We start from the raw sequence: 13947 nt of genomic DNA, 5'->3' as shown, positions 1-13947 counted from the left end.
CAGCTTTCTTCGTGGTCTTGATTTATTTGTTTGACCAAGTAGTGGCTAAAGGTATTTTGAAGCTGATCGATATGTTCTAAAAAGAAACAAATCTGCGTCCCATGTGGATGCTTTTTTTCTTGCCTTGCTGAAGAAAAACAAGAGAAACTTCTTTGCTTTCTCCGGTTTTATGTTATAATGGAGCTAGGAAAACAAGAGCCAGAAGGCTTTTTTTAGTATCGTGATGAAACGATCCCCTTCTGGTAGATAAGAAAGGAAACAAAAATGGATAGTTTTGACAAAGGCTGGTTTGTCCTACAGACCTACTCAGGATATGAAAACAAAGTGAAGGAAAACCTTCTTCAACGCGCACAAACATATAACATGTTGGAAAACATCTTGCGTGTGGAAATCCCTACTCAAACTGTGCAAATCGAGAAGAACGGGAAGACAAAAGAAATCGAAGAAAATCGCTTCCCTGGTTATGTCTTGGTAGAAATGGTCATGACCGATGAAGCTTGGTTTGTCGTTCGGAATACACCAAACGTTACTGGATTTGTGGGATCTCACGGGAACCGTTCAAAACCAACTCCACTTTTGGAAGACGAAATCCGCAACATCTTGATTTCGATGGGACAAACAGTTCAAGATTTCAACATTGATGTGAAGGTTGGAGATACTGTACGCATTATCGATGGGGCCTTTGCAGACTACACTGGTAAGATCACAGAAATCGATAACAACAAGGTGAAAATGATCATCACCATGTTTGGAAATGACACTGTGGCAGAAGTCAACCTCAATCAAATCGCAGAATTGTAATAGAGGAAAAAAGGGGCCTTCCCCTTGATAGAAAGAAATCCTCCAAGACGCTGGTCTTGGAGGATTTGTGTTTGCTGAAAAGAGATTTTTATGCAGGTTCAGAGACTTGGAAGACTGTTTCTTTGTCAAAACCGACAGAGTAGTCTTTCCCGTCTTCACCTTTCCAAGTAAAGATAGTCGCGTAGCCAAAGACGAAAACAGTTTCTGGACGGCCGTGTTTTTCAATGACTTCTTTAGCTGTCATTCCAGGTTGAATATCCTTGAGATTCGTAACCTTTTTAGAGTTAGGCAAGGTGGCAATTTTGTTAGTAGCTTGGCCTTTTTCATTAAAACTAATCATGATACCACTGCCCTCCCCATGCCAGTAACCACTAGTATCAGAAGTGGAATCAGTAGGGCCTAACTTGCTGATCGCTTCATCTTTTGTAGTAGGGGCAAGGGCTTCATTCCCGACAAGGATTTCCACTTTAATCTCTTTGAAGGCAGCCCATTTTGGCATTTCAGGGATATCCCCGATAGCTTCCAGTGACTCTCCTTGGTCCATCAAGCTCATTGTATAGTTAGGATCCTCGCGCGTGTTAGAGTCTGAAGAACTATGAGAATGATCATCGTCGAAGCCTGATGAAAAATCCTTTTTGCTGGATGACTTTTTAGAATATGAACTTTTAGAACTCTTAGAGCTTTTAGAAGTTTTTTTAGAGCTGCTAACAAGAGGCTTTCTTTGGGGAGTCTCTTCTTGTGCTGGTTGGCAAGCAGCGAGCATGGCAAAAGAGAGGATGCTAAGAGCATATAAGGTAACTTTTTTCATAATATCTTTTCCTTTCATGAATGGAGAACAGCATCGCTCGCAAAGGAGCGCTGGTGCAGTCCAATCAAGTGATGGTATCAAAAAAGCCCATTGCTGGGCTCATTGATATTTGTTTGTGAAGGCGGTAGACGGATTTGAACCGACGATCAAGCTTTTGCAGAGCCGTGCCTTACCACTTGGCTATACCGCCACAACATATTCTATTTTATCTTAAAAATCAGATAAGGTCAAGAAAAATTTTGGGACAAAAGGCTTATAAAAGGGAAAGAATGAGAATCGTGCAGAAAAACATAAAGGAAGGAGGGAGAGCCCTGAAGAAAAGTAGGAAAGTCTAGGAATTTCTCTCAAATGACTTGCAAAAAGCTTCTAAATCTGCTATACTGATAAAGTTGCGTAAAGCAATAAATACTCATCCCGGAACTATTGTGGCACCGTTGCCCTTGTGGTCGTGTTGCAAGCTGACGTCTGGGAGAGGAGAAAAAAACAAAAAGGAGAATTTACTCATGGCAGTAATTTCAATGAAACAACTTCTTGAGGCTGGTGTACACTTCGGTCACCAAACTCGTCGCTGGAACCCTAAGATGGCTAAGTACATCTTCACTGAGCGTAACGGAATCCACGTTATCGACTTGCAACAAACTGTAAAATACGCTGACCAAGCATATGACTTCATGCGTGAAGCTGCTGCAAACGACGCAGTTGTATTGTTTGTTGGTACTAAGAAACAAGCTGCTGAAGCTGTTGCTGAAGAAGCTGTTCGTTCAGGTCAATACTACATCAACCACCGTTGGTTGGGTGGCACCCTTACTAACTGGGGAACAATCCAAAAACGTATCGCTCGTTTGAAAGAAATCAAACGCATGGAAGAAGAAGGAATCTTCGACGTTCTTCCTAAGAAAGAAGTTGCACTTCTTAACAAACAACGCGCTCGTCTTGAAAAATTCTTGGGTGGTATCGAAGATATGCCTCGTATCCCAGACGTAATGTACGTTGTGGATCCACACAAAGAGCAAATCGCTGTTAAAGAAGCTAAGAAATTGGGTATCCCAGTTGTAGCGATGGTCGACACAAACACTGACCCAGACGATATCGATGTAATCATCCCAGCTAACGATGATGCGATCCGCGCTGTTAAATTGATCACTGCGAAAATGGCTGACGCTGTTATCGAAGGACGTCAAGGTGAAGATGCAGTTGCATCAGTTGAAGCTGAATTGGCAGCAACTGAAACTCAAGCAGATTCAATCGAAGAAATCGTTGAAGTTGTAGAAGGCGACAACGCTTAATTATCACAATCGTAATTACCTAGGAGGGCGGGGCTTAGCCCGGCTCTCCTATTTTTAAAAAAATATAGGAGAATCAAAATGGCAGAAATTACAGCTAAACTTGTTAAAGAGTTGCGTGAAAAATCTGGTGCTGGTGTCATGGACGCTAAGAAAGCCTTGGTTGAGGTTGAAGGTGACATCGAAAAAGCAATCGAATTGCTTCGCGAAAAAGGTATGGCTAAGGCAGCTAAGAAAGCTGACCGTGTTGCCGCTGAAGGTTTGACTGGTGTTTATGTGAACGGTAACGTTGCAGCAGTAGTTGAAGTAAATGCTGAAACTGACTTCGTTGCGAAAAACGCTCAATTCGTTGAATTGGTAAACGCAACAGCGAAAGTCATCGCTGAAGGTAAACCAGCTAACAACGAAGAAGCTCTTGCTTTGACAATGCCTTCAGGTGAAACTCTTGAGGCAGCATACGTATCTGCAACTGCTACAATCGGAGAAAAAATCTCATTCCGTCGTTTTGCTTTGCTTGAAAAAACAGACGCACAACACTTCGGTGCTTACCAACACAACGGTGGACGTATCGGTGTTATCTCTGTTGTCGAAGGTGGAGACGAAGCACTTGCAAAACAAATTTCAATGCACATCGCTGCAATGAAACCAACTGTTCTTTCATACAAAGAATTGGATGAGCAATTCGTGAAAGATGAGTTAGCACAATTGAACCACGTGATCGACCAAGACAACGAAAGCCGTGCAATGGTTGGTAAACCAGCTCTTCCACACTTGAAGTATGGTTCTAAAGCTCAATTGACTGACGAAGTGGTTGCTCAAGCTGAAGAAGATATCAAAGCTGAATTGGCAGCTGAAGGTAAACCAGAAAAAATCTGGGATAAAATCATCCCAGGTAAAATGGATCGCTTCTTCTTGGACAACACGAAAGTTGACCAAGCCTACACTCTTCTTGCACAAGTTTACATCATGGATGACAGCAAGACAGTGGAAGCTTACCTTGAATCAGTAAATGCTTCAGTTGTTGAATTCGTTCGCTTTGAAGTTGGTGAAGGTATTGAAAAAGCTTCAAACGACTTTGAAGCAGAAGTTGCAGCTACAATGGCAGCAGCTCTTAACAACTAAGAATAAAAAATAAGAGGTTTCGATGGAAACCTCTTTTTTTGCAAGATAAAGTCATCTAGCTATTTTATGTAAAAACTAGTTTGTCTACATTCTAAAAGGACTGAAACAGCTGTTTCAGTCCTTTTTGTGATTAATGCGCAAAGGTATCTAGTCCAAAGAGGAGCGAGAGAAATCCCATGATGAGACCTGCTAGGACAACTCCCAGCATAACAGCAAGGACGCTCCGTTTGAAGTCCCAATCTAGAATAGAGGCGGCGAGGGTTCCAGTCCAGGCTCCGGTTCCTGGTAAGGGAATACCGACGAATAGGAGTAGGGCCCAAAAGATTCCCTTATCCCCTGCAGCTTCTTCTAGTTTTTGTCCTCCACGATGGCCCTTGTTGAGACACCAGGTAAAGAAATTACCGATAACAGGCTTTTCTTTACCCCACTCCAGGATATGGCGAGCGAAAAAGAAAATAATAGGAACAGGAAGCATGTTGCCAACGACCCCAATTAGGAGGGCTTGCCAAAGAGGAATTCCGCTAGAGATGGCGTAGGGAACAGCTCCACGAAGTTCTACCAGAGGAATCATGGAGATCAAAAAAGTAATAATGTAGTTCATGTGTCATCCTTTCAATTCATCCTTTTCATTCTACCTTATCTCCGCTGGAATGACAACTATTTCAAACAGGAGAATTCCTTTTGAAGGCATGTGAATAGAGGGAGCTCGAATCCTTTATATTAAATTGGGATCATCCTCACGATTTCTTCCTCAAGTTCTCGTATATGAAAGAAATGTTATTATAGATTAATTCTCTAGACAAGGCTATTTTTGCTAATAAAAATCAGTTCGACAAAGTATAGTTCTTTCAGTACAAACTATATATTCTTAGCTAGCTCTCTTGTTTAAGCCTCAACTTTTGGTATAGTTAAAATGTAGAGTTTCTTTTTTTGCAAACGCATTTTAGAAAGCGCTTACATTGTTAAAAATCCCAAGAGGAGGTTAAATATGGGAAAGTCTTTTTTTGAAAAGCGCAGTGTATTTAGTATTCGCAAGCTCGCGGTTGGAGCTTGTTCTGTATTAATCGGTGTATCTTTTTTTGGAGCTCCATCTGTCTTAGCTGAAGAAGAAGGAAGAGCTGTAACAGAAGAGGAGATGACAGCCACAAGGGAAGCGTCAGAGGTGACGAATGGAGAGGTTGGGACAATTGATAAAGCTTCAACAACCTTAGAGGCACCTGCTGTGATTACTCCTGAAAAAAATGAGAGCGAAATCGAAAAGCCACAGGTGGAACCTCAAACAAGTGAACGTTCTGCTGGGGCTACTGAAGAGGCTACGAAGGATCAAAAACAGGTAGCGGAGGACATGGTGCAAGATCGCGAACGAGACTTTAACAAGGACTGGTATTTCAAGTTGTATGCAGCTCCTGGTGCAGAAGGTCGCCAGGTGGATGTCAAAAACTGGAAAAAATTAGATTTGCCACACGATTGGTCAATCTTTTTTGACTTCGATCACAACTCTCCGGCTCAAAATGAAGGGGGACAATTAAACGGTGGGGATGCTTGGTATCGCAAGACCTTCCGTTTGGAAGACAAGGACCTCGATAAGAAGGTGCGTTTGGAGTTTGGTGGGGTTTACATGGATTCCAAAGTCTATGTAAATGGACAATTTGTGGGTCATTATCCAAATGGCTACAATGCCTTTTCTTATGATATTACCCCTTATTTGAATGCGGATGGAAGTGAAAACACCATCGCGGTTCATGTGGTCAACCAACAGCCAAGTAGTCGTTGGTATTCTGGAAGTGGGATTTATCGTGATGTCAAACTCAGTGTGACGGATAAGGTCCATGTAGCTAAGTATGGGACCACCATCACGAGTCCAAAATTAGAAGAACAACAGAATGGGGCAGTCGATACTCTTGTGAAGAGTCGTATTGTCAACCAAGATGATCAAGCCCACAGTGTGTATGCGGAATACGAAATCGTCGATCAAAATGGTCAAGTGGTCAGTGAAAAGGTGCGCAGTGAAGTGCAATCCGTTTTGGCTGGTCAAGAGATCAACCTGTCTCATACCCTTCATGTTGAAAAACCAACCCTCTGGGATGTCAAAACCAATAACCCAGCCCTTTATACTCTGTATACACGGGTCTATCGGGATTCGCAATTGGTCGATGTGCAAAAGGAACGTTTTGGTTATCGCTATCTCAACTGGACACCAGAAGGTGGCTTCTTCCTTAACGGAGCGGCTACGAAATTCCACGGTGTTTCCCTTCACCATGATCATGGGGCCCTCGGAGCTGAGGAAAATTACAAGGCTGAATACCGCCGTCTCAAACAGATGAAGGACATGGGGGTCAATGCCATCCGGACGACCCACAACCCAGCGAGTGAACAAACCCTGCAAATTGCGGCTGAGTTGGGCTTGATGGTCCAAGAAGAAGCCTTTGATACCTGGTATGGTGGCAAGAAGCAATACGATTACGGTAGATTCTTTGAAAAGGATGCAACGCATCCAGAAGCCCGAAAAGGGGATAAGTGGTCTGACTATGACCTTCGGACCATGGTAGAGCGAGGCAAGAACAATCCTTCTATTGTGATGTGGTCAATCGGTAACGAAGTCGGTGAAGCAGACGGATCTGATAAGTCTGTCGCAACCGTTCGTCGTCTGGTCAAGACCATCAAGGAAGTGGATGCAACCCGCTATGTCACCATGGGAGCTGATAAATTCCGCTTTGGTGATGGATCAGGAGGGCATGAAAAGGTAGCGGCAGAGCTCGATGCAGTTGGATTTAACTATTCAGAGGCCAACTATGAAAACCTACGCGCTAAACATCCAAACTGGCTCATTTATGGTTCTGAAACCTCTTCTGCAACGCGGACACGGGGTTCTTACTACCACCCTGAAAGAGAATGGGTCGGAAGCAACCAAGAAGACCGCCACTATGAACAATCTGACTACGGCAATGACCGGGTTGGTTGGGGTCGGACAGCGACAGCCTCTTGGACCTTTGACCGCGATCATGCCGGCTATGCAGGGCAATTTATCTGGACAGGTACCGACTATATCGGTGAGCCAACACCATGGCACAACCAAAATGACACACCTGTGAAAAGTTCTTATTTCGGTATTGTCGATACTGCCGGTCTTCCGAAGAATGATTTTTACCTCTACCAAAGTCAATGGTTGTCAGCTGAGAAACATCCAATGGTCCATCTCTTACCGCATTGGAACTGGGAAAATCCAGAATTGGCCAATCGTGTCATGGATGAAGAAGGTCGGATCCCTGTTCGTTCCTTCTCTAATGCCCACAGTGTGGAATTGATTGTCAATGGGGAATCACAAGGGGTCAAGACCTTTACCAAGAAGACCACAGCAGATGGCCGGACCTACCAAGAAGGGGCAAATCCGGATGAACTCTATCTAGAGTGGTTGGTTCCTTATGTGCCAGGTAAGGTGGAAGCTATTGCCCGCAACGAAGCAGGCGAAGTGATTGCCCGCGATCAAATCGAAACAGCTGGGAAGCCAGCCGGTGTTCGCCTGCTGAAAGAAGAACACGCCATTGCAGCAGACGGCAAGGATCTGACCTATATTACCTATGAAATCGTCGATGAAGCAGGTCGTGTCGTTCCAACTGCCAATAATTTGGTGCATTTCCATTTGCATGGACAAGGCCAAATTGTCGGCGTCGACAACGGGGAACAAGCCAGCCGGGAACGCTACAAAGCGCAGGAAGATGGCTCATGGCAACGTCGGGCCTTCAACGGCAAAGGGGTTGTCATTGTCAAATCGACTGAGCAGGCGGGTGCCTTTACCCTGTATGCAGACTCAGACCGCTTGCAGTCAGACCAAGTCAGCCTCTTTACTGGTAAGAAGGACCAGGAAGAACGCTCTGTCTTGGGGGTCGAACCGGTTCGAACTCAAGTGTACTTGGGACAAAATCCTGAACTTCCAAGTCACGTATCTGTTGTTTATAGTGATGGCAAGGCCCAAGAAGAAGCCGTCGAATGGGATGCAGCAGACTATAGTCGTGCTGGCCAAGTCCGGGTGACAGGTCATGTTCAAGGACGGACGGTCGAAGCTCTGGTCGATGTGATCGGTGTGGAGCAAGTCCTTCCAGTTATCAAACAAATCCCACAGGGAGCAGATCTAACGACAGTGGATAAGACAGTGCAATTGGTCTTCACAGATGGCCGGACAGTTAGCTATGAAGTTGATCAATGGACCTTGGAAGCTGGTCAAGAAGATCAGTTGTCCACACCAGGTGCTCGCTTGAAGGCGACAGGTCTCCTAGGCAATGGGGAAACGGTCCAAGCGACGCTAGTGGTTGCAGGAGGAGATGTAGCCAAGGCTAAGAAACCAACGGTTCAGCTAGATGGGGTAGCCCTTCCAAAATTTGGTAGTGGCAACCATACCATTTTCCGTTCCCTCGCTTATGGGCAAGAGCCAGGTCAAGTCACAGCAAGTGCAGAAAATGCTCAAGTGACGGTCCTACAAGCTAATCGCGAAAATGGTTTGAAGGCTCAAATCTATGTTACCGCTAAGGATACGGGAGCTGTCCAGACCTATGTGGTCCAATTCCAAGAAGAAAGTCCACAGATCCAACGTTTAGAATTGCGTCTGCCAGAAGGACAAGAACTCAAGGAAGACCAAACGGTACCACTTGAAGTCATTGCCCATTACCAAGATGGTAGCCAGGCAAGTCTCAAAGCAGATCAAATCGATGTGAAGACAAGAGCTGGTAGCCAAGGAAAAGCCGTCGCAACCAATAAAGGTTTGGAATTGCGGGAAGCAGGATTGGTTCATTTAGAAGCTAGCTTCCAAGGAAAAACAGGGGAATTAACCTTTACCATCACGCCAAATCCAGAAGAAAAGACAGTTGTCAAGGTGCGTCCTGTACGGATCAGCACCGATCGAAACGTTTTGCCAGCTCTTCCAGAGACCGTCTTGGTCGAGTATGACAAGGGATTCCCTAAAGAAAAACGTGTGACCTGGGATGCCGTGACAGCAGATCAAGTCAAGGATTACCATAGCTTTACAGTCACAGGTCATGTAGAGGGTGTGGAAAAAGAAGCCCAAGCTCAAGTCACCGTTGAAGGCATTATCGCTGTAGAAGAAGTCAGCACGACAACGCCAGTTGGTGAAAAACCAGCCCTTCCAGAAAGCGTGCGGACTTATCACTCCAATGGCAAGACCTATGCTGCCAAGGTGGCCTGGGATGCGGTCGATCCGCAACTCTTGGCCCAAGAAGGAGAAGTTGTCATAGCAGGCCGTGTAGAAGGAACCAACCTTCCAACCCGTCTTCATATTCGCGTTTCTAGCACCACAGTCAAGGGAGCCAATGTAGCTGAGCAATGGACAGGATCAGTCTTGCCACTCGCTTTTGCAAGTGACTCTAACGATGCGGATCCAGTTGCTAAGGTCAATGATAAGGTCATCTCCTTTACCGATGCTCCAGCTAACCGTTGGACCAACTGGGGCCGTGACAATGCGGAAGATTCTGTTGGTATCTTGTTTGGGGATTCTGGTATCTTGACCAAGCGAGCAGTGGACAACCTCCATGTTGGTTTCCATGAAGACCACGGCGTTGGGGCTCCAAGTGAGTATGTGATTGAGTACTATACAGGGGAACAAATCCCAACTGTTCCAAGCAATCCAAATCGCGTCAAAGACGAAACAGACCATCCATTTAACAATCCAGCCAACTGGAAAGAAGTCAGCAACCTAACCGTTGAAGAACCGGTAGCAGCTGGCAAGATGAATCATTTCAGTTTTGATAAAGTCGACACCTATGCCGTTCGGATCCGCATGAAGACACCAGAAGGCAAACGTGGAAGCTCTATTTCAGAGATTCAGGTATTTGCCAATAAGGTTGAGGCAGAAGAAAAGAGCCAGGTGACCATTCGTGTCAACGGTGAGGTTTTACCAGGAGTTAATCCAAGTGTGACCGATTACTACATCGATGCGCGTGATCGGGCTTATCCACAAGTGGAAGCGACAGCCAGCCATCACGGTCTTGCAACGGTTGTGCCAAGCGTCCATGAAGGTGAGCCAATCCGTGTCGTCCATAAAGCGGAAGATGGTACTATCTTACAAGAATACCGCCTCCATCTCACAAGTGATGCAGAAAAACTGAAACAAGCTACCCCAGTAGCAGTAGAAGCAGGCAGACGTTTTGTGAAAGTCGGTCAAGATCTGGTTCTACCATCTACAGTAGGTGTCTACTTCAAAGGGGACACAGGTTACGAACGCAAGGAACTGACGGTGGACTGGCAGGCTATCCCAGCTGATGCACTTTCTCATGAAGGTAGCTTCACGTTAGAAGGAAAAGTCATTGGCTATGATCTGACAGCTCAGCTGACCGTCCGGGTGTCAGAAAAGACAGGAGAAAACCTCTCTGTGAACCGTGACTACAATGCAGAAGATACAAGGGCATTTGCTAGTGAAACCAATGATCTCGATCCAAATCAAATCGATTATATCGATTACATCAACGATGGTGGCTACAACGAGTACTATCGCTGGACCAACTGGAAGAGAGAGCCTGATCAAACTGAAGTGTTTGCTGGTCTCATCTTCAAGAAAAATGGTCAAGTAACAGAGCGCTTGGTCAATAAAGTAGCGGTTGATTTCTTTGCAGATCAGGAAACAGGTCTGCCAACGAAAACGGTTCTAGAACGCTACATTGGTCCAGACTTTGATGTTCCGGATGATTATGGCAATCTGAAGAATCTTCCAGATCATCCATTTAACCAAGCCTCTAACTGGGAAGAAATCCCGTATAGCTTGGATTATGCCTTTGAACCTGGTTATATCTCTAACCTCAGCTTCAACGAAACCAGAACCAAAGCCATCCGTTTAAGAATGGTCCGTGATGAAAGTCTTAAAGGAATCGGAATCATTGAATTGAGCGCCTATGCTCCAACAGAAGAGGCCCAGGCAACAACTGACGTTACGATCCAAGTGAATGGCAAAGACCTAGAAGGTTTTAAACCAGATGTGACAGATTATCATCTAGAGTATGAGGGAGAACGTCCAATCGTTTCAGCACAAGGCAAGAATGGAACAGCCGTTACGGTCATCGATGCTAAAAGTGCCAATGCTCCGGTTCTTGTCAAGGTTGTCTCAGAAGATGGCAAGCTCGAAAAAGTATATCAACTTTCTCTATCCGCAAAAGCACCTACAGGCTCAGCCATTCCTGAAGAAGGGGTTAAGAATCTGGTTCATACCAAACCAGAGTTGGTGATTGAGCCAGAAGAGATGGACTTTGAACGCTTAGAACGTCCAAATGCGGATCTTCCAAAAGGTGAGAAACGTGTGGTTCAAGAAGGTCAAAAAGGCCGCAAATTGCGCTTGGTGGAAGTTTCTCAAGAAAATGGTGTGGAAAGCCGGAAGGAACTGGATGCCTTTGTAGAGCTAGATCCAGTGGCAGAAATCACAGAGGTGGGCACGAAAGAAGTGCTTCCAGACACTCCACAACCAGAGCCACAGCCAGAACCTCAGCCACAACCAGAGCCACAACCGCAACCACAGCCAGAGCCGCAACCACGGCCAGAGCCACAACCGCTTCCGAACCCAGAACATCCTCATGGCTCAGAAGGACCAGTAGCTACCTCAACTCCTCAAGCATCTCTTGAGGTCAAAGCAGTGCGTCAGGAAGGGACAGATGCAGCAGGGAAGGAAGTCGAGAAAACAGCTCAAACACCAGCAGTTTCAGCTGCTCCAGTTTCCGAAGGTAGATTACCAAATACAGGAACGGAAGAAAGCGTCGCAAGCCTTGTGGCAGGTCTCTTAGCAGCAGGTCTTGCCGGTGCTGTGCTGGATGATCAGAAAAAAAGAGCCGATAAGGCCAAGTAAAAAGCTGGATAAGCCAGCAACTATACGGTGAAAAGTTCACAGGTAACAGAAAGAGGATGGGGAAAGTCTCCACCCTCTTTACCTGATGACATAAAGGAATAGAATATGGGAAAAAGATTATTTGGTAAGAGAAATAGATTTGGCATTCGTAAACTTTCAGTAGGCGTCTGCTCGGTAGTTGTAGCGACTTGTTTTTTAGGAGTGACTACCAGCTACGCAGAGGAACAAGCTGAGAATAGTGAACCGCGTGAAGAACGGGTTGAAACGAGCAATGCAGGAGATCAAGGAAAGGAGGAGAAAACTGTGAACGAGCACCAAGAAGAATCAGAACAGCCTTCACCAGTTACTAGTGAGAAAGAAAATCTCACAATTAGCCAAGGGACAGAAGCAAGCCAACCAGCCACTTCTCTAGATGAGGAGCCTGAGATTGCAGACTATGGTCCGCTTCCAAGCAAGGCTCAGATGCAATACCACCGCGAAGAACTAGCAGCTTTCATCCACTTTGGTATGAATACTTACTACGATCGTGAGTGGGGAGATGGGCAAGAAGACCCTTATTATTTCTATCCAGAGCATCTGGATACCGATCAGTGGATCAAAACCCTGAAGGATGCTGGCTTTAAACGGACGATCATGGTCGTCAAGCACCACGATGGCTTCCTCTTGTACCCATCCAAATACACCGACCATACCATTGCTAAAAGCGGTTGGAAGGAAGGGAAAGGCGATATCCTAGCCGAGGTTTCTGCTTCTGCCAGCAAGTATGACATGGATATGGGGGTCTACCTCTCGCCTTGGGATGCTCACAGCCCACTCTACCATGTGGATACAGAGGACCAATACAACGAATACTATCTCAACCAGCTCAAAGAAATCCTTGAAGATCCAAAATATGGAAACAAGGGCAAGTTCGTAGAAGTCTGGATGGATGGAGCGCGGGGCGATGGGGCTCAAAAAGTCACCTATACCTTCGACAAGTGGTTTGATGCCATTCGTAAGGCCCAAGGGGATATTGCCATCTTCTCAGCTGAGCCTACCAATGTTCGTTGGATCGGAAATGAAAAGGGAATTGCTGGAGATCCAGTTTGGCATAAGGTCAATCCAGATAAGATCCGCAACAATCCATCTAATAGTTACCTCAATCACGGGGATCCGGAAGGGAAGCAATACTCAGTGGGAGAAGCGGATGTTTCTATTCGCTCCGGCTGGTTTTATCATGACAATCAAGAGCCAAAGTCCTTGCGTGAATTGATGGACATTTACTTCAAATCAGTCGGCCGTGGAACCCCGCTTTTGCTTAATATTCCACCGAATCAAGATGGGAAATTTGCGGATGCCGATGTAGCCCGTTTGAAAGAATTCCGCCAGACTTTGGACCAACTCTACAGTATGGACTATGCAGCAGGAGCTTTGGTTGAAGCTGACTCGACACGACGTAATGCTCATTATTCAGCCAGCCATTTGACAGATGGCGATGAAAAGACCAGTTGGGCACCTGCAGATGATGCCAAGACCGGCTCTTTTGTCCTCGATCTTGGAAAAGAGCAACACTTTGATGTAGTCGAGCTCAAGGAAACGATCGAGAAAGGCCAACGGATTTCTGGCTTCACCATCGATGTGGCAGTGAATGGCCAATGGGTTCCTTTTGGAGCTGGTTCAACCGTAGGATACCGCCGTTTGATCAAAGGGCAACCAGTTGATAGTCGCTATATCCGGGTATCCATCACCGATGCCCAAGCCACTCCAATCTTGAACGGTGTCTCTGTCTATAAGACCCCAGCTAGCATCGAAGAAACCGATGGTTACCCGCTTGGTTTGACTTATCATTCTGATCGGACTGCTGACCGAGCTAATAGCCAATGGAATGAAGAGGGAGAAGGCGTCCGAGGTACTTCTATGTGGACCAAGGAAAAAGGGGCTTCGGTGACCTATCAGTTTGAAGGCACCAAGGCCTATGTCGTCGCAACTGTCGACCCTGGTCATGGGGAAATGGATGTCTATGTCGATGGGCAAAAGCTAGCGACGGTCAATACCCAAAGCCCAAGCCGCAAACGTAGTCAAAAGGTCTACGAAACACCGGACTTGGCAGCAGGATC

At 45.8% G+C, this 13947-nt stretch carries 7 protein-coding genes, 1 tRNA gene and 1 pseudogene; 6 read left to right on the top strand and 3 right to left on the bottom strand.

The features are described 5' to 3' along the window. Positions 1-80: pseudogene (gene secE, locus ACLOR3_RS02550) on the top strand (preprotein translocase subunit SecE); the annotation flags it as partial. 184 nt (positions 81-264) lie between these two features. After that, positions 265-801 (top strand): transcription termination/antitermination protein NusG, encoded by a 537-nt coding sequence (gene nusG / locus ACLOR3_RS02545; RefSeq protein WP_006595435.1) that lies wholly within the window; start codon positions 265-267, stop codon positions 799-801. 88 nt (positions 802-889) lie between these two features. On the opposite strand, the gene ACLOR3_RS02540 is transcribed toward nusG, so the two are convergent. Then, on the bottom strand, positions 890-1609 hold the full coding sequence (locus tag ACLOR3_RS02540; protein ID WP_287515516.1) for a hypothetical protein: 720 nt from the start codon (positions 1607-1609) through the stop codon (positions 890-892). 119 nt (positions 1610-1728) lie between these two features. Then, positions 1729-1799: transfer RNA gene (locus tag ACLOR3_RS02535), tRNA-Cys, on the bottom strand. 313 nt (positions 1800-2112) lie between these two features. On the opposite strand from ACLOR3_RS02535, the gene rpsB reads away from it, so the two are divergent. Together rpsB and tsf are read left to right on the top strand one after the other, a co-directional pair. Then, positions 2113-2895: a 30S ribosomal protein S2 gene (rpsB, locus tag ACLOR3_RS02530; protein ID WP_048716695.1), complete on the top strand. Its 783-nt coding sequence runs from the start codon at positions 2113-2115 to the stop codon at positions 2893-2895. A gap of 78 nt (positions 2896-2973) precedes the next feature. Next, a complete protein-coding gene (gene tsf / locus ACLOR3_RS02525; protein WP_125335075.1) occupies positions 2974-4014 on the top strand; it encodes a translation elongation factor Ts in 1041 nt (346 codons plus the stop codon). 130 nt (positions 4015-4144) lie between these two features. On the opposite strand, the gene ACLOR3_RS02520 is transcribed toward tsf, so the two are convergent. Continuing rightward, positions 4145-4615 carry a COG2426 family protein gene (locus ACLOR3_RS02520; protein ID WP_048716691.1) on the bottom strand — a complete coding sequence of 157 codons (471 nt, stop codon included), beginning with the start codon at positions 4613-4615 and terminating at the stop codon, positions 4145-4147. 387 nt (positions 4616-5002) lie between these two features. Between ACLOR3_RS02520 and ACLOR3_RS02515 the strand changes: the two genes are divergently transcribed. Then, a complete protein-coding gene (locus tag ACLOR3_RS02515; RefSeq protein ID WP_411400146.1) occupies positions 5003-11851 on the top strand; it encodes an Ig-like domain-containing protein in 6849 nt (2282 codons plus the stop codon). 105 nt (positions 11852-11956) lie between these two features. Beyond that, positions 11957-13947 (top strand): alpha-L-fucosidase (locus tag ACLOR3_RS02510; RefSeq protein WP_412036958.1); only part of this gene is annotated, 1991 nt, incomplete at its 3' end.

The sequence above is a fragment of the Streptococcus intestinihominis genome, assembly GCF_046824975.1.
Taxonomy (GTDB): domain Bacteria; phylum Bacillota; class Bacilli; order Lactobacillales; family Streptococcaceae; genus Streptococcus.
The sequence above is the reverse complement of the archived record's forward strand: the minus strand, read 5'-3'. Positions and strand labels throughout refer to the sequence as shown.